This window comes from Microbacterium sp. SGAir0570, assembly GCF_005491085.2.
In the GTDB taxonomy this organism is placed as follows: domain Bacteria; phylum Actinomycetota; class Actinomycetes; order Actinomycetales; family Microbacteriaceae; genus Microbacterium; species Microbacterium arborescens.
The window spans coordinates 493832-514769 of the sequence record NZ_CP027929.1; the positions used below are offsets into that span (position 1 = coordinate 493832).

Sequence of the window (20938 nt, forward strand, 5' to 3'; positions counted from 1 at the left end):
CTGCGCTGACGTGAACGCGGTGTCGGACGAGCAGGTCGAGACGCTGGTCGCGCGCGCCAAGCCCCGCGTCGAGTCGGCCATGGCCCTCCCGCAGTTCACACCCGGCATGGCCGAGGTCAACGTGTTCGATGTCGCCGGCCAACGGGCCGTGGCCGATTGCGCGTCGGACGCGGTTCGCGACCTCGGCTCCGAAGCGGTGCGGCGGGCCAAGAGCGGACTCGTCCGCGATTTCGGCGCGCGTAATCCCGAGCGCGGCTGGATCGGTTTCGCGATGTTCCTCTCCGTCGTGGCGAGCGTGCTGGCGGCCGCCTTCGCGTCGGGCATCCGGTCCGATCCGGCTGACGTGGCGATCGTGGCCACCATCCTCGCCGTGGTCGGCGCCCTCGCGAACGCGATCTCACTCGCGGCCTCGAGGCTGCGACCGCTGAACCGGTTCGTCCTGCGCATGCAGCTCGTGACCTGCGTCGCCCTGGCGGCCGCGGTGGCGCTGAGCTTCTCCCATGGGCTCGTCTGGCCGGCTACGGCGCAACTCGTGTGCCTGATCGTCACGGTCATCGTGGGCCTCATCATCGTCGCCGTGCGCCGGCGCGACGCCGAGGCGACCGAAGAGATCGACCTCTGCGTCGAGCGCGCCTATCTGAGCGCCATCGACGAGGTGGAGGCGGGGGCGCGCGAAGCGCAGCAACGGCTGAATGCCGAACTCGATCCAGGCGCCGCTGCCGTGATCCTGCGCGTCCGCACGGCGCTGTTCGCCGACCTCGGCAAGCGCAATGCCGCTCTTGCCGCATTCGACCCGTCCGCCCCGGTCGGTTCGGCGCTCATCGCCGCAAAGACCGACCCCGATCGCTGGCTTCCGGCTGCGCTCGCCAAGACGCGGAAGCGGCCGGCCCGCTAGTCCTCACCGGTGCCCGCCACGGTGCGAGGCACCCGGGCGGGTGGCCGCTCGCCGTGCTGTTCGTGGGAGCGCTGTGCGCGGCCGTGGCCGCCGCTCTCGGCCGCGGTGCGCGCTTCGAACCCGACGACATGGCGACGGCGACCGTCGGGCTTCTCGTGGCGGCCGGCTTCACGATGAGCCGGGATGCCGGACACTCGACGTCGGTGGTGATCGTCGCGGCTGTCGTCGGGGTCGTCGGGTTCGTCGTCGCGCTCGGGCCCGAGCGTGCGCGCCGCATCGTCGAGCTGCGTACCGCGACGCTCGCTGCACTCGCCGCGGAGGGCATCGCGCTCGAGCCCATCGATCCGCACGTGCCGGCCGGCGGCGTGATCATCGACGCTCTGCTGGCCTCGTGGATCCCCGAGGTGATGCGCGATGCGACCTGACACAGCCGGCTCGATAGGCTGGCACCCCCGACGGAAGGAAACCCCATGTCGCTGCGCGCGGAGCTGATCGGTGAGACCGTGAGCGAGCCGTCGTTCGCGGTGCTCCTGCCCACCGGCTGGGAGGCTCACACGCCCGACTTCGCATCGGTGGATGAGCGTGTCGACGCTGCCGTCGCGGCGCTCCCGGTCGCTTCCCGAGGTGCGGTGCTGGCGACGCTGCGCGAGACGGTGGCTTCGGCCCGTGCCGAGGCGACGCGTGCCGACATCATCCGGGTCTTCTCGCCGTCGCAGGCCGGCGAGGACGACGCGATCCCGGTCTCGCTCGTCGCCTCGTGGCTCATCGCACCCGCGGGTGCAACGGCATCCGATCTGGGGGCGACGATGGTGCAGCGCTACCGGGCACGGCCGCTCGACGAGCGCGGGACGATCCTGAAGTGGTCTGCGGCGAAGACCTCCACGATCGAGGGTGCGGAGGTGCGCACTGCAGGTCACGGCTATCTCATCCGCGTGCCCGACGAGCAGAAGCGAGCGCTCGTCTTCCGATCGACGATCCTCCAGCGTGTGGACGGCACCGAGATCCCCGACGACGGCATCGATGCGATGGAGCTCGTCTGCGACGCGATCGTTGCGAGCGTGCGCTGGAGGAAGCGCGCCTGACGGTGACGGACGAAGAGTCGATCAGAGTCGCATCCGAAGCCGCGCGTCGCAACGTACGCGGAAGCCTCGGTTCGCGGTCATTCCACCCGCGCGACGCGGAGATGCTGGTATTCGACGCCGCCGGTCAGCGGGCGCACGCTGTGGAGATCTGGCACGCCGCTCGCGCGATCGGCGAGGAAGGCAACAAGTCGGCCCGCGCCGAGCTGCGCCGCCGCTACGGCGGTCGGGCGCCGGGCGTCGGGTGGATCGGGTGGGTGCTGGTGTTGGCTGCGATCTGCGCCGCCCTGGCGCTCGTCATGTCCACGGGCTTCCGTGTTCCCGCGGAGAACCTGGAGGGGGTCGTCGTCGCGGTGAGTGTCGCCGCTGCCGTCCTGGTTGCGACGACACTATTCGGCGCGCGCTTACGGGCGACCGACCGTGCCCACGGCCGCATCCTCCTCACCGTGTGCGGTGCCCTCGTCGTCGGCGGCGCCATCGTCGCGTCGGCGGCGCTCGTCGCTCTGGCCGCGCTGGCCACGGTGCAGGACCGAGCGGCCGACCTCCAGCGGCAGACCGCCGACCGGCTGGGCCCTGAGCTTGCGGCCGCGATCGTGCGGATCCGCACTGCGGCGTTCGCCGAGGCGCCCGTCTCGCCCCACGGTCTCGATCTGGCGCGCTACGACGATGCGGTTCCCGCCGGTGGCGTGATCATCAGCGACTTCGCGGACCCCCGGGTCTGGCTGCCCCGCGCCCTCGCCGACAAGCTGTGACTCAGGGTCAGCGCTTCTTCTTCGGCGCCTCCGAGACGTCCAGCTTCTCGTGCAGCCCGCCGAGCGATGACCAGGCACTGGCGGTGCCCTTCGCAGCGTGCTCGGCGCCGCGCACGGCTCGCTCGTCGGCCCACTCGTTCAGGACGTGGCCGCGGTGTCCCCGGACGTGCTCGAGGATGACGTCGGGCAGGCCGCGCGCACGGCGGGCGTCGCGGGCGGCGATGAGCTGCTCGAGGATGTCGCGGTTCTTCGTCGGCGCGCCGGTCGAGGTCTTCCAGCCACGGCGGCGATGGCCGTCCATCCACGATGCGTACGTGTCGATCGCGTACTTGGAGTCGGCCTGAACGACGAGCTCGCGGACGTCGGGGTGGTCCTCGATCGCCTTGAGCAGACCGAGGAGCTCGCCGATGTTGTTCGTGCCCTGCGGGATCGCTCCGGCGGCCCAATGGCCGTCCTCGCCGACCCAGGCCCAGCCGGTCGGTCCGGGATTGCCCTTGCAGGCGCCGTCGGTGGCCACGGTGTATCGGTCGGAACTCACTCGGGCAAGGGTACCCGGGGCCCGGCTTGATGCGATTTCTGTATACGTTCACGTTGGATTCCGGTGATTTGGGCCCGTTTGCGTGCTCTTGTGTATACAATCGCCGCATGGCGGCCGAGGGTGGAGCACGAGCGGGAGAGCGCGCGTACGCCGCTCTGCTGACCGAGATCCAGAACGGCGACCTCGCGCCCGGCGCGGTGCTCGGCGAGGTGGAGCAGGCGACCCGGCTGGGCGTCAGCCGCACGCCGCTGCGCGAGGCCCTGCGGCGGCTCGCGGCCGACGGCCTCGTGCGTCAGGCCTCGCCGCGGGTGACGGTCGTCGCCGACATCGATCGCGACGACATCCGATCGCTCTTCGAGGTGCGGCGTGCGCTGGAAGAGACCGCCGCACGGCTCGCGGCATCCCGGGGCGACGCCGCGCTGTTCGCCGAACTCGCCGCGGCGTTCGAGCGCACGGCGCAGCCTGAGGCGCCATCCGCGGGCGACCCGGACGCGTACTACGCGCTCATCGCACGCTTCGACGCCGCCCTCGACGACGCGGCCGGCAATGCCTACCTGACGTCGGCGCTCACGAAGGTTCGCGCTCACCTCGTGCGGGTCCGGCGCCTCGCGCGCGACAACCCCGCGCGGCTCGCCGCGTCGATCGGGGAGCACCGGCTCATCGCGAGCGCGATCGCCGCCCGCGACGCCGACCTCGCGGCCCACGCGACCCATGTCCACCTGCACAACGCCCTGACCAGCATCCTCGACTCCCTGGAGGCATCCGCATGACCGTCAGCCATCACGTCCGCGTCCACCGCAGCGACGAGGAGCTCGCACGCGAGGACCAGCTCGCCTGGAAGATCGCGGAGGTCGCCGTCGACCCCGTCGAGGTCGAGCCCGAGGTCGTCGACATGATCGTGAACCGCATCATCGACAACGCCGCCGTGGCAGCGGCATCGCTCACCCGGGCGCCCGTCAGCTCGGCCCGCGCGCAGGCGCTCGACCACCCGGTCTCGCGGGGCGGCGCGGGGGCGAGCGTGTTCGGCGTGACCGACCGCACGAGCCCCGAGTGGGCCGCGTGGGGGAACGGCGTCGCGGTGCGCGAGCTCGATTACCACGACACCTTCCTCGCCGCCGACTACTCGCACCCCGGCGACAACATCCCGCCGATCCTCGCGGTCGCTCAGCACGTCGGTGCCGACGGCGCGGCGCTCGTGCGGGGCCTCGCGACCGGGTACGAGATCCAGATCGACCTCGTGCGGGCCATCTGCCTGCACAAGCACAAGATCGACCACGTCGCCCACCTCGGGCCTTCGGCCGCCGCCGGCATCGGCACGCTGCTCGGGCTCGACACCCCGACGATCTACCAGGCGGTCGGCCAGGCGCTGCACACGACGACGGCGACCCGCCAATCGCGCAAGGGCGAGATCTCGACCTGGAAGGCGCACGCGCCCGCGTTCGCCGGCAAGCTCGCGGTCGAGGCCGTCGACCGCGCGATGCGCGGCGAGACGAGCCCGAACCCGATCTACGAGGGCGAGGACGGCGTCATCGCGTGGCTGCTCGACGGACCGGATGCCGCCTACACCGTGCCGCTGCCGGCGCCGGGGGAGGCCAAGCGCGGCATCCTCGACTCGTACACGAAGGAGCACTCGGCCGAGTATCAGGCGCAGGCGTGGATCGACCTCGCCCGCAAGCTCTACGGCGAGCACCCCGAGCTGCGCGACCCGACAAACGTCGAGAGCATCGTCCTGCACACGAGCCACCACACGCACTACGTCATCGGCTCGGGCGCGAACGACCCGCAGAAGTACGACCCGACCGCGTCGCGCGAGACGCTCGACCACTCCATCCCGTACATCTTCGCGGTCGCGCTGCAGGACGGCGGGTGGCACCACGTCGACTCGTATACGCCCGAGCGCGCGGCCCGCCCCGACACGATCGCCCTGTGGCGGCGGATCACGACGGCCGAGGATGCCGAGTGGACCCGGCGCTACCACTCGGAGGATCCGGCCGAGAAGGCCTTCGGCGGGCGCGTCGAGATCCGGATGGCCGACGGCTCGACGATCATCGACGAGATCGCCGTCGCCGACGCCCACCCGCTCGGGGCCCGGCCGTTCGCCCGCGAGGATTACATCCGCAAGTTCCGGATCCTCGCCGAGCCCGTGCTCGAACCGGCCGAGATCGAGCGCTTCCTCGACCTCGCCCAGCGCCTGCCCGAGCTCACGGCCGACGAGGTGCGCGAACTGAACATCGTCGCGCGCGAGGGAGTCATCGCGTCGGCACCGAACCCGCGGGGGCTGTTCTGATGCTGTATTCGCAGACCACGGCGGCCGACAAGCGCCGCGCGCTGCGGGAACGACTCGTGAGCGGTGAGACGCTGCGCTTCCCCGGAGCATTCAACCCGCTCTCGGCCCGGCTCATCGAGCAGCACGGCTTCGACGGCGTGTACGTCTCGGGCGCGGTCATCGCGGCAGACCTCGGGCTCCCCGACGTCGGTCTCACCACGCTCAGCGAGGTCGCCGGACGCGGACAGCAGATCGCGCGGATGACCGAGCTTCCGGCGATCATCGACGCCGACACGGGGTTCGGCGAGCCGATGAACGTCGCCCGTACGATTCAGACGCTCGAGGATGCCGGGCTCGCGGGATGCCACATCGAGGACCAGGTCAACCCCAAGCGATGCGGACATCTCGACGGGAAGAGCGTCGTCGACGAGAACACGGCGGTGGGCCGCATCCGGGCTGCCGTCGATGCCCGGCGCGACGCGAACTTCCTCATCATGGCGCGCACCGACGTGCGGGCGATCGAGGGGATGGATGCCGCTGTCGACCGCGCCCGCGCGCTCGTCGACGCCGGGGCCGACGCGATCTTCCCCGAGGCGATGCGCGACCTCGCGGAGTTCGAGGCGATGGCGTCGGCCGTCGACGTGCCGATCCTGGCGAATATGACCGAGTTCGGGAAGTCGGAGCTGTTCACGGTGGACCAGCTGCGCGACGCGGGCGTGCGGATCGTCATCTGGCCGGTCTCGCTGCTGCGCATCGCGATGGGTGCGGCGGGCCGCGCGCTCGACGAGCTCACGACGGCCGGGAACCTGACCGCGAAGCTCGGCGAGATGCAGCACCGCGCCGACCTGTACGACCTCGTCGACTACGAGGGCTACACGCGATTCGACTCGTCGGTCTTCGACTTCACCCTGTCCACTCGCCAGAATGAGTCGATCGACCGGGGCTGAGACCCGCAAATTCTGGCTACTCGACGGAGAGGGAACAGAACATGACCGAGCAAGACATCCGCAAGGGGCTCGTGGGGGTCGTCGCCGATGTGACGGCGATCTCGAAGGTGAATCCGGAGACGAACTCGCTGCTCTACCGGGGGTACCCGGTGCAGGAGCTCGCGGCGACCCAGCCGGTCGATGCCGTGGCGCATCTGCTGTGGCACGGCGAGCTGCCGACCGGCGACCAGCTCGCCGAGCAGCGCCGACGGGCTCGGCCGCACCGTGCGCTGCCGCCGGAGCTGCGTGAGGCGATCGACCGGATGCCGGTGGACGCGCACCCGATGGACGAGGTGCGGACCGCCGTGAGCGTTCTCGGCGCTCTCGACACCGCCGGCGCGGCATCCGTTCTCGAGGCGGTGGGGACGCCCGAGCGCAACCGCGAGCGAAGCCTGCGCCTGTTCGCGGTGCTGCCCGCGGTCGTCGCCTACGGGCAGCGTCGCCGTCGGGGGCTCGAGATCGTCGAGCCGCGCGACGACCTCGACGACGCGGCGAACTTCCTGTGGATGACCTTCGGTGAGGAGCCCGATCCGGTCGTGGTCGACGCGTTCAACCGGTCGCTGATCCTCTATGCCGAGCACTCGTTCAACGCCTCGACCTTCACGGCGCGGGTCATCGCGTCGACGCTCAGCGACCTGTACTCCGCGGTGGTGGGCGCGATCGGGGCGCTGAAGGGGCCGCTGCACGGCGGCGCCAACGAGGCCGTGATGCACGTCTTCGACGAGATCGGGGATGCCGCCGCCGTCGAGGCCTGGCTCGACCGGGCGCTCGCCGAGAAGCGCAAGATCATGGGGTTCGGTCACCGCGTCTACAAGCGCGGCGATTCGCGGGTGCCGACGATGAAAGCGGCGCTGGACGCGCTGGTCGCCCACTACGATCGCCCGGATGTCGCGGAGCTCTACGACGCCCTCGAGCGCGAGTTCACCGGCCGCAAGGGCATCTACCCGAACCTCGACTACCCGTCGGGGCCGGCGTACAACCTCATGGGGTTCGACACCGTCACCTTCACGCCGCTGTTCGTCGCGGCCCGGGTGGTCGGCTGGACGGCGCACATCATGGAGCAGTACGCCGCCAACGCGCTCATCCGCCCGCTGTCGGCGTACGACGGCCCCGCCGAGCGGCACGTCGACGGATACGTCGCGGACGAGGCCGAGGTCGAGGCAGCAGAGCGCCCCGAGGAAGCCGCCGGCTGACGACTTCCTCGGGGCTGGCCCGGGCGGACTCGGACGGGTCAGGCGGCTCGGCGGCGACGCGCGGCGACCAGCAGGCCACCGAGCGCGAGGGCAAGGACGCCCGCCACCGCGAACCCGATCGGGGCGGTCCCGCCGGTGACGGCGATCGTGCCCGCAGGCGCGGCGGCCGTCACCGTCACGCCGACCTCGATCGGTGCGAGCGAGCCCGACGTCACGACGAGGCGGTGCGCGCCGACCTCGAAGTCCCGCGGGATCGCGATCGAGAACGCCGTGCGGCCGGAGGCGTCGGCTGCGGGGATGCCGCTGACGACGATCGGCTCGCTGAACAGCGTCGCGGCGACCCGCTGCCCCGGCTCGAGGCCCGTCACCGTCACTGCGAGCGTGCCGCCCTGCGCGACGGTGCCGCTGCCGAGCTCGACGGTCGCCCACGGCTGTGCGGGCTCGGCGGGCTCGGTGGGCTCGCCGGGCTCGCCCGGTTCGCCGCCGGGGGCACCGGGACCGGGGAAGCCGGGCTGCTCGATCGGCGGCTGCTCGCCGGCGACGTAGGCACGGTTCGCCGGCGCCGGTGAGACCGGGCCCACGGCGGCGAAGAACTCCACGGTCGCCTGCAGGTCGACCTGGCCCGAATCCGCCGTGCCGGTGCCCGTCGCGAAGGTGCCGAAGTTGTCGCCGCCGCCCGCGAGGAACGAGTTGGTGACGACGCGGATCTTCGTGGTGGTGTCGTCGAGCGCGAGCTGCTCACCGTTCAGCTGCATCGAGCGAATGTGCAAGCCACGCGTCGCCTCGGGGTCGTATTCGAACGTGAAGCCCTTCGACACGCCCATCGCGAGCTTGGGGCGCGACGCTCCTGCCGGCTGCCACTGCTCCTCGAGCACCTGCTTGATCTGTGCCGGGGTGAGCTCGAGCGTGACCAGGGTGTTCGCGAACGGCTGGACGTTGGCGACCTCGCGGTATGACACAGCGCCGTTGTCGTCGCCGAACATCAGGTCGGCGCGCAGGCCGCCCGGGTTCATGAACGCCACCTCGGCGTCGCGCCCGCCGTAGGCGGGGTTCTGCGACGTGGCCCACAGGTAGACGTCGGCGACGGTGTTGCCGAGCGTCGAGTGCACGCCGCGGTCCTCCGAGCCCGACGCGGTCTTGCCGCGCAGGATGTCGGCGGTGATCGAGCCGACCTGCACGCGGCCCTTCTCGTCCGCGATGCGCACCGCGTTCGCGACGACCTGGGCCGTCTCGGTGTCGGGGTAGGCGATGTACTGGCCGACGGTCGTGTCGTACAGCGACACGGTACCGGGGGTGATCGACGCGAGGTCGCCGGCATCCGTGAGCTCGATGTCGAGCGAGCCCAGCGTCGTGCCGTACTGGTGAGCCTGGATCACCGGGCGGCCGCCGATCTCGCACGCGTACCTCTGGTGCGTGTGAGCGGAGACGATCGCGTCGATGTCGTCGGACGCGCCGCGGACGAGGTCGCCGAAGTCGCCGGTCTCGGTCGCGATCGCGGCGCAGTCCGAGCCGGCGGATCCCTCGTGAGCGAGGAGAACCACGACATCGGCGCCGTCGTCGACCGCCGCGGACGCGGCATCGTTGGCCGATGCGACCTGGTCGCGGAACTCGATGCCCGCGATGCCCTGCGGGCTCACCATGCCCGCGGTCTGCTCGGTCACGGTGCCGACGAAGGCGACCTTCGTGCCGTCGACCTCCCTGATCGTGTAGGACTTGAGGGCGTGCTCATCGGTGCCCTTCACGAAGACGTTCGCGCCGAGTGCGAGGTCGCTGAACGCGTCGGCATCCGCGTCGCCCTCGTAGCGGGGGATGACGCGGTCGGTGAGGTCGGCGAACCCGCGGTCGAACTCGTGATTGCCCACCGCGCTCGCGTCGAGTCCCGCGGTGCGCAGGGCGTCGATCGTCGGGCTATCGGCGTCGATGAACGATTCGAACGCCGATGCGCCGATGTTGTCGCCCGCCGAGACGAACAGCGTGTTCGGGTTCTGCCGACGGAACGACTCCACGGCCCCCGCCAGCACCGCGGCGCCCGCCACGCCGTTCGACTCCGGCACGAGACGGCCGTGGAAGTCGTTGATCGTCAGGATGCGGATGTCGGGCTGCGTCACCGGCGCGCCGCCGACGAGCTGCTCGATGCCGTAGACCGTCGTGCTGCCCGACACCTCGTTGCCGACGACGAGGAGAGCCTGTCCGGAGGGTGAGCGGTGCGCCGGGATGAACTGGATGCCCTCCGGGCCGAGGTCGCCCGCAGCCGGCGCGTCGGCGGCGGCGCTGAAGTCGCGGTTGTTGACGTACGTGACGTAGGCCGGTGCCTTCGGGTCCGTGATGTCGTAGACGATGACGCCGCCGACGCGCTCGAAGCCGATGAAGGCGTACGTGCGGCCGCCGACCGTGCCGATCGACAGGTTCTCGGGCTCGGGGCCCTTGTCGTCGCTGCGTCCCTCGAGGTTGGCCTCGGTGTGGTTCGAGTTGACGTACTCGGGCACGACGCGCGCGAGGATCTGCTCGAACTGGTCGCCGGAGTCGAACACCAGCGAGCCGTCGGTGCCCCAGATCGAGAACGAGCGCCCGCCGAAGGAGTACAGCTCGTCGTAGCAGCTGCCGTCCGCGCGCAGACCGTCCTCGATCGTGACGTTCAGACGTCCGAGGGCTGCATCGCCGAGCTGCGCCGCGAGGGGGGAATCGGCGCAGACGGCCGGGAGCCCCTTCTTGCCGAGGTCCTTCACACGGACGGCCTCCGCGTAGTCGCCCCACTCGCGGGCGTCACCCTCGTTGGCGGTGACGAGGTAGGTCGTGGCCTTGCCGCCCGCCGTGGCCGAGTACGACTGGATGCCGTCGGGCATGTAGACGCCCTTCAGGCCGGCGTAGGTGGCGATGTTGATCGCGCCGTCCTTGTCGCTCGCGTCGAGCCCGTTGCCGGTCGCGCCGTGATCCTTGAACCCGAGCGGGACGACCTTGGTGACCTCGGCCTTGGCGAGGTCGACGACGGCGATCGCGTTCGCCTCCTGGAGCGCCGCGTAAGCGGTCGTGCCGTCGACGGTGATGTACTCGGGCTCGAGGTTGCGGCTGACACGGTTGGCGTCGAGGGGCTTGTCTCCCTGGTCCGGTGCCGCGACGTCCGGTCCGAACACGCGCACGCCGGCCGGAAGCGTCTTCGAGCCGCCGGGCTCGAACGCGCCGAAGCTCGCGATGCGCACGGCCGCCTGCGCGGGAGCCGAGACGGTCTTGGGAAGCGCGACGACACCGACGGATCCTTCCGGGTCGACCGAGAAGTCGTCGGCGGGCTCGCCCTCGTTCGCGACGACCGCGTACGCGCCGTCCTTCGAGATCGTGACCATATCGGGCAGGGCGCCGACGGTGACCGAGCCGAGGCGAGCGGATGCCGCGTCGCCGGCGTTCGCGTCGAAGAACACCAGCGTTCCGTTCGCGGTCTTGTCCTCGGCCTCGAAGGCCACGACGCCGAGACCGTCGTCGCGGATCGCGAGGGAGTTCGCCGTGCCGGCATCGGCGATGGTGAACAGCTCGACCGGCGTGGTCGGGTCGTTGTTGTCGAGCACCGTCACCGAGCCGGCCTGCGCGTTGACGACGTAGAGGCGGTCGCGGTACGACTGCACGATCTCGGCGGCCGACTCGTCGAAGACGCCGGTCTCGTGCGTGCCGATCGGCGTCAGTGCGAGTGCGGCACCGGGAGCGGAGTCGGTGATCGGTTCGCTGACGATCGCGGCGGATGCCGTGGTGAGCGGCGTCAGCGCCAGCGTGCAGGTGAGTGCGGCCGTCGCGACGGCGGCGAGCGTGCGGGGAACCGTGCGGCTCCGGGCAGGCGAAGGCATAGGTGTCCTCTGGTCGGGTGAACGGGTGCAGGTCGTGAGTACTCTCCGCACGTGTCCGGCATGTGAATGCCCGGCAACCGATCGGAGACGCGCGGAGAGGCGCGTGGCACGATGAGGGGATGAGCGACTACACGACCATCGTCAGCGAGACGCGAGGGCGCGTCGGCTGGCTGACACTGAACCGACCGGAGGCGTTGAACGCCCTGAACTCGACGCTCGTCGCCGAACTCGCCGACGCGGCCATGGCGTTCGACCGCGACGAGGCGATCGGCGCGATCGTCGTGACCGGCTCGGAGCGGGCGTTCGCGGCCGGCGCGGACATCAAAGAGATGGCGGGCAAGAGCGCCCGCGACATGTCCATGGAGAATCCTTTCGCGGCGCTGGAGGACTTCGCGCGGGTGCGTACCCCCGTCGTCGCCGCGGTTGCCGGGTTCGCGCTCGGCGGCGGGTGCGAGCTGGCAATGATGTGCGACATCGTGCTGGCCGCCGACACCGCGGTGTTCGGGCAGCCCGAGATAGATCTCGGCGTCATCCCGGGCATCGGCGGGACGCAGCGGCTGACGCGCGCCGTCGGCTACTACAAGGCCGCGGAGCTCGTGCTGACCGGACGTCGGATGCCGGCGGAGGAGGCGGAGCGCGCCGGACTCGTATCTCGTGTGGTTCCGGCGGAAAAGCTGCTCGAGGAAGCCGGTGCGGTGGCCGATCGGATCGCGTCGCGCTCGCTTCCCGTCGCCTATGCCGCCAAGCAGGCGTTGCGCGCCTCGCAGGAGACGACTGCGGCCGAGGGCCTCCGCCTCGAGCGCACGCTCTTCGCGTCGTTGTTCGCGCTCGAGGACCAGAAGGAAGGCATGGCCGCCTTCGCCGAGAAGCGCAGCCCCGAGTTCCGACACCGCTGACCTTCTGCGGTGATGCTCGAACGCGGGTCCGCCGCGCGCCGACGGGCGACGCTGGTCGCCGTCCTCGGCGTGGCCCTGGTGCTCGCGGCCGCGGGAGCCGTCGCGTCGGCGCGCTGGATGCTGAGTCTCGATGCGATGCGCGGGTTCGTCGAACGCTACCCGGGCGCATACCCCCTGCCGGAGGGGGCGCCGGTCGGGATTCCGCCGTGGCTCGCCTGGCAGCACTTCTTCAACGCCTTCCTGATGGTGCTGATCATCCGCACGGGTCTGCAGGCGCGGGAGGAGAAGCGTCCGAGGGTGTTCTGGTCGCCGCGGGGCAGGCCGAAGCGCCGGACGAGCCTCACGATCTGGTTCCACCAGGCGCTCGATGTGCTCTGGATGGGCAATGGCGTCGTGTTCGTGATCCTGCTCTTCGCGACCGGACAGTGGATGCGCATCGTGCCGACGAGCTGGGAGGTCGTGCCGAACGCGGTGTCGGCGGCGTTGCAATACGTGTCGCTCGATTGGCCGACGGAGAACGGCTGGGTCAACTACAACAGCCTGCAGCAGCTCGCCTACGCCACGACGGTGTTCGTCGCTGCTCCGCTCGCGGTCGCCACCGGTGCGCGCCTCAGCACCGTCTGGCCGCGTGGTGACGGGAGGCTCAACCGTCTGTATCCGATCGAGTGGGCGCGACGCCTGCACGTGCTGGTGATGCTCTTCTTCGTCGTCTTCATCGTGACCCATGTCGCTCTCGTCCTGGCCACGGGAGCGCTTCGCAACCTCAATCACATGTATGCCGCGCAAGGGTCGGCCGACCCGGCGGCGTACGCCGACAACTGGACCGGGTTCTGGCTCTTCGTGCTGTCGCTCGGCGTCATCGTCGGCGCGTGTGTCGCCGCTCGCCCCGCTGTCCTCGTACCGATCGCACGATTGTTCGGCACGACCATCACCCGTTGACGCGCGCCTGCGGGTCGGAGATCACGCCCGCGTCATCACGCGATGTCAGAAAGGTGGTGGTTCATCCGGTGGCGGGTTTGCGGTGTCGCTGGTGAAGCACACCGCGGGTATGGGTACGTCTTCGCGGTAGACCCGTCCGAGGGGTGAGGTCCATTCGAGGACCCCGCCGCCGAGCTGCCGGACTTCCCACTTGATGAATTGCTTCATGGAGTGGTGTCGTTGGCAGAGGTGGGCGAGGTTGGAGATGTGGGTGTGCCCGCCGAGGGCGTGATCGACGGTGTGGTCGATTTCGCAGCGGATCGCGGCCCGGCGGCATCCGGGGAACCGGCAGTGCTGATCCCGGGCCATCAGGAGTTTCTTCATCGATGCGGTGGGCCGGTACGTGTGGATCTCGACCGGCGTCCGGGTGACCGGGTCGATGAAGAGTCGGTCCCACTCCGATACCTGTCCCGCGAGCTGTCGTGCCGTGTCGGCGTCGATCAGCGCGCCCCCGACGGCTTCGGCGGGGTTCTCGTCCCGCCCCATCAGGGTCTCCGCGGTGACGGCGACTTGCACGCGTGCCCGGATCGCGCCGAGCCCACCGGGCCGGTCGGTCCCGTAGGTCGGGTCGACCACGGGTGCCCCGCCGAGCACCAGGTCGCCCAGAATGTCTGCGCGCAGCTGATCCATGGTCCGCGTATCAGCGGCAGCCTCTCCAGCGGCGCCTGCGCCTGCGGCATCCTCACCCGAGCTGACTGCACCCATCCCGGCGCCAGCCATCCCGGCGGCATCCTCCCCGGCGGCGTCCGCGCCAGCATCCGCGCCCCCGTCCGCTCCGGCACTCTCCACCCGGGCGTCCTTCACCGACTGTCCCATCTGCGTGAGCCGGTCGAGCATCCCCGCCGCGATCACCGTGGGCAGACTGGCGACGAGGTTCGACATCCCATCGGACCCGTGGAACACCCGCACGCACCGTTCCGCGACCGCGGTCTTATGCCGCTCGGTGAACGTCTGCGGGTGCAACCTGGCCGCCAGGGCCTCCAGCGCACCGCGCACCCGGGAGGGCACATCCCGCTCACACACCCCGATCGCGGCTTCCGCGTACTCTGACCGCACCTCGACCGGCACCCCCGCGCCGACCCGCACGACCACATCGACATGTCCGCGTTCGATCCGCCGTGAGACCCACGCCTCGAACACCGCGGGATAGTCGTCGATGACGGTCATCGCATGGTCGATCTCACCCTGCAACCGCCGGTCGGTGAGCCGCGCCATCCCCGCCGCCTCGGCCGCGACCGACCGCAGCTCCATGTCCGACGCCATCCCCCGCACCCCATCACGGCGCGCCTCGTGCAGCGCGGCGCGACCCAGATCGGCCAGCGCCCGGGTGCGGGCGAGGTCGGCGGCGTGGGAGAGGTCGAGAGCCTCGGCGTATCGCGAGAAAGCGAGCGCCTGCGACGGCGCGAGCGTTCCGCGTCCCACCTCGCCACCTGCGCCATTCGCCGTCATGTTCCCATCATGACAGTGGGGTACGACATCGAAATCGAACAAAAGTGCGAGTTGTGGGTAACTCACGACCTAGCCCAGCGGGGGAGAAGAGGCGCCAACCACCGAGGCCGAATAGCCAGTCGAGGCCAGTCAGCTCGCCGAAGCCTCGCGACCTAGCCGAGCGGGGCGAACTCCTACTCAGCGGACGAAACGGACCTCGGTCAGCGTTTCGCCGAGGAACGGCTCGGTGTGCGTCTGCCCGTCGAGCGTGAAGCCGTTGCGCTCGTAGAAGCGGTGCGCGCGGGGGTTGTCCTCCGCGACCCACAGGTAGACGCCCTCGTCCTTCTCGACGGCGGCGTCGAAGAGGCGCTGGCCGATGCCGGTGCCGTGCCACGCGTCGAGGAGGTAGATGAAGTAGAGCTCGCGCATCCGAGGGGCGTCGCGATCGCGAGCCGGGCCCGACCCCACGAAACCGACGATCTCGCCGCGGACGAGCGCGGCGTGCATCCGGAAGTCCTCTCCCTGTGCGGCCCAGTGTGTCCACAGCTCGGCGAGACGTCGCGGCGACACGCTCTGGAGCGCGGCGGTGCTGATGAGGTGGTCGTACGTCTCGTGCCAGCAGGTGGCGTGCACGCGCCCGAGGGCTTCGGCGTCGACATCCCGCACCGGACGGACGACGATGTCGGTCTGCAGTTCGGCTTCCATGGCCAGACTCTACGCGCGGCCGGCGGTGGCGTGAAATCGAGGAAAGGGGGTTGCGGACGGGGTCATCGGGCCCCGGCCCCGGCCCCGTCGCCGACCGCAGCCGCGGCCTCGTCGCTCGCCGCTGCCTCGATCGACACCAGGTTGACCTCTCCCGGCGTCCACCCGGCAGCGATCAGGCGGTCGTGGAGCGCCTCCTCGACGGCAGCCTGGTCGTCGTCGATGCGCACGCGCGTTCCCGTCCGCGTCGCGTCGACGACCGCATCCGGATCGAGCGTCCGTGCCGCGGCGATCAAGTCGTCTTTCATCCGATCCGCGCGGGCGGGGCCGAGCGCGGCGCGCACGATGCCGAACGAGCCCAGGCCGACCGACCATGTCGGGCCGAGCTCGAGGTCGAGCCTCCCGGCGGCGCGCTCGCGCTGCGTGGCCAGCGCCGCGCTCCGGTCCGACAGGATCATCAGCAGCGCGATCCCGCTGAGGAGCACGAGCGCAGCGCCGGCGACAGTCGTGGGCACGACCGACAGAGCCGAGCGGTAGAGGGGCGAATCCCACCCGGTGGTGAGCCCGACGACGGCGCGGCACAGGGAGAAGACCCCGTACGCGGCCATGGTCACCGCGAGCAGCCGGGACCCGCGTCTCGCGGCGATGGCCGGCTGCATCGCCGCGGCGCTGGTCAGCCCGCAGGCGGCAGCCACGACCACGACCTTCACCGCGAGGGACGCCGGCATCCCGACCGTCGTGGACACGACTCCGACCGCGGCGGCGAGCGAAAGGGCGACCCCGGCACGGGCGAGAACCCCGCCGCTCAATGAGCCCAGCCCGGCGAAGACCAGACCGGGGGCCAGAACCATGGCGATGTCGCTGATGACAAGGGTCGCGGCGTCGCCGGTCTTCGTGTGCACGAGGTACAGCAGGCTGGCCGCCGTCGCCGACAGCGCGCCCACGATGCCGAAGCGCAGCAGTCCACCGCGGCGTCGCCAGCTCGGCCGCAGGGCGAGCACCCCGACGAGTCCGGCGATGGTCGCCAGACACGCGCAGACCAGTGCGACGCCTGCTGTCAGCACGGCCCCACCCCCTCGCGCGCCGGCCCGTGAAGCGCGCTCACTCGCAACCTACGCGCTTCGGGGACCGGGAGAAAAGCATCGCGGCCCAGAGGGTGCAAACCGGCCTGCTATGGTCGTGTCCCGACACGGGGTGCCCGCGACCGCGAGCTGAGATCAGACCCGTCGAACCTGCTCCAGTGCAATGCTGGCGAAGGGATGTCGAAATGCGCGATGTCGTGCCCACCGTCCGAGGACCGGAAGCGGCGCTCCGAGCGCTGCGGGATGCCGTTCCGCTCACCCACTGCGTGACCAACGCCGTCGTCACCGGGTTCACCGCGAATGCGCTGCTCGCGCTCGGGGCGAGTCCTGCCATGGTCGACATCGCCGGTGAAGCGGGGATCTTCGCCGGAATCGCCGACGGCGTGCTGATCAACCTCGGCACCCCGAATCCCCAGCAGCAGGCCAGCGCCCGTGAGATCGTGGCGGCGACGCGGCGCTGGGTGCTGGACCCTGTCGCGGTCGGGATGCTGCCGATCCGCACCGCTCTCGCGGCGGAGCTCGTCGCCGCTCGACCCGCGATCATCCGGGGCAATGCCTCCGAGGTCGCGGCGGTCGCCGGCGGCGGTTCCGGCGGGCGCGGCGTCGACAGCGTCGACGACCCGGACTCGGTGCACGCGGCGGCTGCCGACCTCGCGCGCCGGACCGGGACGGTGGTCGCGGTGTCGGGAGAGGTCGATCTCATCACCGACGGCGAGCGGGTCGCGCGGGTGCGCGGGGGAGATCCCCTGCTGACCCGGGTCACCGGCGGGGGCTGTTCGCTGGGCGCGACGATGGCGGCCTTCCTCGGCGTCGTCGAGCCGTTCTCGGCGGCGATCGCCGCGTCGGTCGTGCACAAGCACGCGGCCGAGGCCGCGGCATCCGTCTCGTCCGGCCCCGGTTCGTTCGCCGTCGCGTTCCTCGACGCGCTTGCGGCGCTGAGCCCCGAGGACCTCGACGGGTCCCGGGTCGAGGCTCACCTCGCGAGCGCGGAGGCGACGCGGTGACCCGCCGGGTCGACCTCGCTCTGCACCTCGTCACCGATGACCGGCTCGATGCCGACGCGCTGCCGTCGATCGTCGACGCCGCGATCGACGGGGGCGTGACCGTCGTGCAGCTGCGCGACAAGAGAGTGAGCGCGGCGGAGCTCGTCCGCCGCGCTCGGGTGCTGTCGGAGGTGATCGCCGGACGGGTCCCCCTGCTCATCGACGACCGGGTCGACGTCGCCCTCGCCGCCATCGATGCGGGTGCCCGCGTGGACGGCGTGCATCTCGGTCAGAACGACATCCCACCCACGACCGCGCGCAGGCTGCTCGGGACGGGCGCCGTCATCGGGTGGACGGCGAACACGGCGGCGCATCTGCAAGCCGCCCACGCGATGCCGCACGGAACCCTCGATTATCTCGGTGTCGGTGTGATCCGGCCGACCTCCACGAAGGCCGATCACCCGCCGGCCCTCGGCATCGACGGATTCGCCGAACGCGCCGCGGCCACGCCGCTCGCGTGCGTCGCGATCGGCGGCGTCGTCGCCGAGGACGTCGTTCCGCTTCGCCGCGCGGGCGCGGCCGGGGTAGCCGTCGTGTCGGCGATCTGTGGCGCCGCAGATCCCGCCGCCGCGGCCCGTGCCTTCGCCCGCGGGGGCGACCGGTGACCGCGGGGGTACCGGCGCCCCGGGTGCCGCGGGTGCTGAGCATCGCCGGCACCGACCCCTCGGGCGGCGCCGGCATCCAGGCCGACCTGAAGTCGATCGCCGCGATGGGTGGCTACGGGATGGCCGTCGTGACGGCGCTCGTGGCGCAGAACACCCGCGGCGTGCGGGCGGTGCACGTGCCTCCGGCTGAGTTCCTGCGCGCGCAGCTCGACGCCGTGGGCGACGACGTCGAGATCGACGCGATCAAGGTCGGGATGCTGCACTCCGTGCCGCTCATCGCGGTCGTCGACGACTGGCTCGCTCGCCGCGGCCACGACCTCGTCGTGCTGGACCCCGTCATGGTCGCCACGAGCGGCGATCGCCTGCTCGACCCCGCCGCGGAGGCTGCGATCCGCGACCTCTGCCGGCGCGCCGCCCTCGTGACGCCCAACCTCCCCGAGCTGGCCGTCCTGACGGAGGAGCCGGTCGCGCGGTCGTGGCGGGATGCGCTCGCGCAGGCGTTGCGCTTCGCCCGCGCCTCGGGCTCGATCGTGCTGGTCAAGGGCGGGCATCTCGCCGGCGAGGACTGCCCCGACGCGATCGTGACGCCGGACGGCGTCGCCGCAGAGGTGGCCCGGCGGCGCATCGCCTCGACCAACACGCACGGCACCGGATGCTCGCTGTCGTCGGCGATGGCGACCCTCGGCGCGAGCGGCGTCGACTGGACCGACGCCCTCCCGCGCGCCACGGCGTGGCTGGCCGGTGCGATCGCGGCCGGCGCGGCGCTCGGCGTCGGTCGCGGCAACGGGCCCGTCGACCACCTGCACGAACTGCGCCCGCACCTCCCGTCGCCGGTGTCGCCTGTCTCGTCGTTGTCGTGGACAGCGCGCGTATGGGCCGAGGCGGCTCCGCTGCGCGCAGCCGTCGACGCGTGCGGCTTCGTCGACGGGCTGCGCACGGGGTCGCTCGATGAGCCCGTGTTCGCCTGGTACCTCGAACAGGACGCGCTGTACCTCTCGGAGTACGCCCGCGTGCTCGCCCGCGCCAGCGCTCTCGCGCCGCGGAGCGATGAACAGGTGTTCTGGGCGGAAGCCGCCGCCTCGGCGATCGCAGTCGAGTCGGAGCTGCATCGCTCGCGCGTCGACGCAGATACCGCGGAACCGGCGCCCACGACGCTCGCGTATACCGATCACCTGCATGCGGCGTCGGCCCGCGGCTCGTACGGCGAACTGGTCGCCGCCCTCCTGCCGTGCTTCTGGCTCTACTCCGATGTGGGCGAGCGGTTCGCAGCGGCATCCCACGCGCGGCATCCGTATCGGGATTGGCTCTCGACCTATGCCGACCCCGCGTTCGCCGCGTCGACCCGTGCCGCGATCGAGATCGCCGACCGGGCCGCCGCAGGCGCATCGGCGTTCGAGCGCGAGCGGATGAGCGTCGCGTTCGAACGATCGATGCGCCACGAGCTCGCCTTCTTCGAGGCCCCCGTCGCAGCGCTGGTCGGCGCAGCACGGGCGGGAGGGGCTGTGCGCGGGGCCTAGTCTGTGCTCATGCCGAAGGGAAGAGCCGGCCGAGCCACCATGAAGGATGTGGCGGCGCTCGCCGGAGTCTCGGCGAAGACGGTCTCCAACGTGCTGACGGGCACCGCGGTCGTCCGTCCCGAGACGCAGCAGCGCGTGGAGTCGGCCATGCGCGAGCTCGACTTCGTGCCCAACCTCAGCGCCCGCGGGCTGCGGAACGGCCGCTCCGGTGTCATCGCCATCGCGCTGCCGGACCTCGCGACGGCGTACTCCGCCGAGATGCTGCATCACCTCGTCGATGCGGCGCATCAGCGCGGCTATGCGGTGCAGATCGAGGAGACGGCGCTCGAGCCCGAGCGCGAGCGAGACCTCGTCTCACGGGCGCGACAGCACCTCGTCGACGGTGTCGTCCTGAATCCGATCCGCATCGAGGACAGCGTGGTCGACCGTGATGAGCGGCTGCCGCCCGTCGTGCTGATCGGAGAGGTCGAGCAGCACGTCACCGACCGGGTTCTCGTCGACAGTCGCGCCGGGGCGCGCGACGCCGTCGCGCACCTGGTGTCCCGCGGCGCGCGACGCATCGCCGCGATCGGCGGCGATGAGCAGGCCGGCCTCGCGACGGCGACGAGCCGCCTGCGCCTCGCCGGGGTACGCGACGCGCTCGACGAAGCGGGTCTCGCGCACGATCGTCGCCGAGAGATCAACGCCCTGCCGTGGAACATGGAGGCGGGCGCGATCGGCGTCCGGACGCTGCTGGAGCGCGGGGTCGACGTCGACGCTGTCCTCTGCTTCACCGACTCGATCGCGGTGGGTGCGCTGCACGAGCTGGCGCGTGCGGGCATCCGGGTGCCGGACGATGTGCTCGTGTGCGGCTTCGACGACATCGAGCAGTCGCGCTACACCACGCCCGAGCTGACGACCGTGTCGTTCGACCGGGTCGAGTTCGCGCGCGCGACCATGGCGCTTCTGGAGGAGCGCATCGCGGCGCGCGACATCCCGGTCCGCGCCGTCGCGATCGCGCATCGCGTCGTCGCCCGCGCCAGCACGGATGGCGCGCCCCGCGGCATCTCCGCGCGACGGTGACGCACCGATGGCGTCGCGGAACGCCATCGGTGGCGGCATCCGGATTTTCCTTGCGCATTGATTACATCGATGTAAAAGTATGAGGG

The 20938-nt window shown here is 71.2% G+C and carries 19 protein-coding genes and 1 riboswitch; of the genes, 14 read left to right on the forward strand and 5 right to left on the reverse strand.

The features are described 5' to 3' along the window. The first annotated feature begins 10 nt into the window (after positions 1-10). The 4 genes from C1N74_RS02345 (at position 11) to C1N74_RS02360 (ending at position 2726) form a co-directional block, all read left to right on the forward strand. The gene (locus C1N74_RS02345) at positions 11-895 is read left to right on the forward strand and encodes a hypothetical protein (protein WP_137749883.1); all 885 of its coding nucleotides are present in this window, start codon (positions 11-13) and stop codon (positions 893-895) included. A gap of 53 nt (positions 896-948) precedes the next feature. Then, the gene (locus C1N74_RS02350) at positions 949-1320 is read left to right on the forward strand and encodes a hypothetical protein (RefSeq protein ID WP_071918587.1); all 372 of its coding nucleotides are present in this window, start codon (positions 949-951) and stop codon (positions 1318-1320) included. Between the two features lie 45 nt (positions 1321-1365). Next, positions 1366-1977, forward strand: a complete 612-nt coding sequence (locus tag C1N74_RS02355) for a hypothetical protein (RefSeq protein WP_137749884.1) — start codon at positions 1366-1368, stop codon at positions 1975-1977. Between the two features lie 101 nt (positions 1978-2078). Next, positions 2079-2726, forward strand: coding sequence for a hypothetical protein (locus C1N74_RS02360; protein WP_137749885.1), 648 nt, complete (start codon positions 2079-2081; stop codon positions 2724-2726). A 7-nt stretch (positions 2727-2733) separates the two neighbouring features. On the opposite strand, the gene C1N74_RS02365 is transcribed toward C1N74_RS02360, so the two are convergent. After that, positions 2734-3264, reverse strand: a complete 531-nt coding sequence (locus tag C1N74_RS02365) for a ribonuclease H (protein ID WP_036304688.1) — start codon at positions 3262-3264, stop codon at positions 2734-2736. A 107-nt stretch (positions 3265-3371) separates the two neighbouring features. Between C1N74_RS02365 and C1N74_RS02370 the strand changes: the two genes are divergently transcribed. The 4 genes from C1N74_RS02370 to C1N74_RS02385 are packed head-to-tail and all read left to right on the forward strand — an operon-like array spanning position 3372 to position 7709. Next, positions 3372-4034, forward strand: coding sequence for a GntR family transcriptional regulator (locus tag C1N74_RS02370; protein ID WP_071918584.1), 663 nt, complete (start codon positions 3372-3374; stop codon positions 4032-4034). After that, positions 4031-5551: an MmgE/PrpD family protein gene (locus tag C1N74_RS02375; protein WP_137749886.1), complete on the forward strand. Its 1521-nt coding sequence runs from the start codon at positions 4031-4033 to the stop codon at positions 5549-5551. Before C1N74_RS02370 ends, C1N74_RS02375 begins: the two co-directional genes overlap by 4 nt. Then, positions 5551-6477 carry a methylisocitrate lyase gene (gene prpB / locus C1N74_RS02380; RefSeq protein ID WP_103841414.1) on the forward strand — a complete coding sequence of 309 codons (927 nt, stop codon included), beginning with the start codon at positions 5551-5553 and terminating at the stop codon, positions 6475-6477. The genes C1N74_RS02375 and prpB overlap by 1 nt, the downstream gene beginning before the upstream one ends. 41 nt (positions 6478-6518) lie before the next feature. Further along, positions 6519-7709, forward strand: coding sequence for a bifunctional 2-methylcitrate synthase/citrate synthase (locus C1N74_RS02385; protein ID WP_114598080.1), 1191 nt, complete (start codon positions 6519-6521; stop codon positions 7707-7709). Positions 7710-7747: 38 nt separating this feature from the next. On the opposite strand, the gene C1N74_RS02390 is transcribed toward C1N74_RS02385, so the two are convergent. Further along, complete coding sequence (locus C1N74_RS02390) at positions 7748-11539, reverse strand: choice-of-anchor I family protein (RefSeq protein WP_219994755.1); 3792 nt, start codon at positions 11537-11539, stop codon at positions 7748-7750. 119 nt (positions 11540-11658) lie between these two features. Between C1N74_RS02390 and C1N74_RS02395 the strand changes: the two genes are divergently transcribed. After that, positions 11659-12435 carry an enoyl-CoA hydratase-related protein gene (locus tag C1N74_RS02395; RefSeq protein ID WP_137749887.1) on the forward strand — a complete coding sequence of 259 codons (777 nt, stop codon included), beginning with the start codon at positions 11659-11661 and terminating at the stop codon, positions 12433-12435. A gap of 12 nt (positions 12436-12447) precedes the next feature. After that, positions 12448-13374, forward strand: coding sequence for a cytochrome b/b6 domain-containing protein (locus C1N74_RS02400; RefSeq protein ID WP_137749888.1), 927 nt, complete (start codon positions 12448-12450; stop codon positions 13372-13374). A gap of 45 nt (positions 13375-13419) precedes the next feature. Here the strand turns inward: C1N74_RS02400 and C1N74_RS02405 are convergent, their stop codons facing one another. From C1N74_RS02405 to C1N74_RS02415, 3 genes are all read right to left on the reverse strand, one after another. Continuing rightward, positions 13420-14862: an HNH endonuclease signature motif containing protein gene (locus tag C1N74_RS02405; protein ID WP_137749889.1), complete on the reverse strand. Its 1443-nt coding sequence runs from the start codon at positions 14860-14862 to the stop codon at positions 13420-13422. Positions 14863-15039: 177 nt separating this feature from the next. Then, on the reverse strand, positions 15040-15546 hold the full coding sequence (locus tag C1N74_RS02410) for a GNAT family N-acetyltransferase (protein WP_023952650.1): 507 nt from the start codon (positions 15544-15546) through the stop codon (positions 15040-15042). 62 nt (positions 15547-15608) lie between these two features. Continuing rightward, complete coding sequence (locus C1N74_RS02415) at positions 15609-16607, reverse strand: hypothetical protein (protein ID WP_137749890.1); 999 nt, start codon at positions 16605-16607, stop codon at positions 15609-15611. A 116-nt stretch (positions 16608-16723) separates the two neighbouring features. Then, a riboswitch (TPP riboswitch) is annotated at positions 16724-16820 on the forward strand. Between C1N74_RS02415 and thiM the strand changes: the two genes are divergently transcribed. The 4 genes from thiM to C1N74_RS02430 all read left to right on the forward strand — a co-directional run bounded on the left by thiM (position 16811) and on the right by C1N74_RS02430 (position 20852). Then, entirely contained in the window at positions 16811-17629 is an 819-nt protein-coding gene (gene thiM / locus C1N74_RS02420) for a hydroxyethylthiazole kinase (RefSeq protein WP_137749891.1), read from the forward strand. It overlaps the preceding riboswitch by 10 nt. Further along, the gene (thiE, locus tag C1N74_RS16355; RefSeq protein WP_064956307.1) at positions 17626-18273 is read left to right on the forward strand and encodes a thiamine phosphate synthase; all 648 of its coding nucleotides are present in this window, start codon (positions 17626-17628) and stop codon (positions 18271-18273) included. Before thiM ends, thiE begins: the two co-directional genes overlap by 4 nt. A 32-nt stretch (positions 18274-18305) precedes the next feature. Beyond that, positions 18306-19790 (forward strand): bifunctional hydroxymethylpyrimidine kinase/phosphomethylpyrimidine kinase, encoded by a 1485-nt coding sequence (locus tag C1N74_RS02425; protein WP_309147417.1) that lies wholly within the window; start codon positions 18306-18308, stop codon positions 19788-19790. 9 nt (positions 19791-19799) lie between these two features. Then, entirely contained in the window at positions 19800-20852 is a 1053-nt protein-coding gene (locus tag C1N74_RS02430) for a LacI family DNA-binding transcriptional regulator (protein ID WP_036305168.1), read from the forward strand. The last annotated feature ends 86 nt before the right edge of the window (positions 20853-20938 follow it).

Bases quoted from the DNA above. Each gene is read 5' to 3' on its own strand.
- C1N74_RS02370 (WP_071918584.1), top strand. From the start codon at position 3,372: ATGGCGGCCGAGGGTGGAGCACGAGCGGGAGAGCGCGCGTACGCCGCT.
- C1N74_RS02390 (WP_219994755.1), bottom strand. From the start codon at position 11,539: ATGCCTTCGCCTGCCCGGAGCCGCACGGTTCCCCGCACGCTCGCCGCC.
- thiM (WP_137749891.1), top strand. From the start codon at position 16,811: ATGCGCGATGTCGTGCCCACCGTCCGAGGACCGGAAGCGGCGCTCCGA.
- C1N74_RS02395 (WP_137749887.1), top strand. From the start codon at position 11,659: ATGAGCGACTACACGACCATCGTCAGCGAGACGCGAGGGCGCGTCGGC.
- C1N74_RS02430 (WP_036305168.1), top strand. From the start codon at position 19,800: ATGCCGAAGGGAAGAGCCGGCCGAGCCACCATGAAGGATGTGGCGGCG.
- C1N74_RS02360 (WP_137749885.1), top strand. From the start codon at position 2,079: ATGCTGGTATTCGACGCCGCCGGTCAGCGGGCGCACGCTGTGGAGATC.
- C1N74_RS02400 (WP_137749888.1), top strand. From the start codon at position 12,448: ATGCTCGAACGCGGGTCCGCCGCGCGCCGACGGGCGACGCTGGTCGCC.
- C1N74_RS02405 (WP_137749889.1), bottom strand. From the start codon at position 14,862: ATGACGGCGAATGGCGCAGGTGGCGAGGTGGGACGCGGAACGCTCGCG.
- C1N74_RS02385 (WP_114598080.1), top strand. From the start codon at position 6,519: ATGACCGAGCAAGACATCCGCAAGGGGCTCGTGGGGGTCGTCGCCGAT.
- C1N74_RS02410 (WP_023952650.1), bottom strand. From the start codon at position 15,546: ATGGAAGCCGAACTGCAGACCGACATCGTCGTCCGTCCGGTGCGGGAT.
- C1N74_RS02355 (WP_137749884.1), top strand. From the start codon at position 1,366: ATGTCGCTGCGCGCGGAGCTGATCGGTGAGACCGTGAGCGAGCCGTCG.
- C1N74_RS02375 (WP_137749886.1), top strand. From the start codon at position 4,031: ATGACCGTCAGCCATCACGTCCGCGTCCACCGCAGCGACGAGGAGCTC.
- prpB (WP_103841414.1), top strand. From the start codon at position 5,551: ATGCTGTATTCGCAGACCACGGCGGCCGACAAGCGCCGCGCGCTGCGG.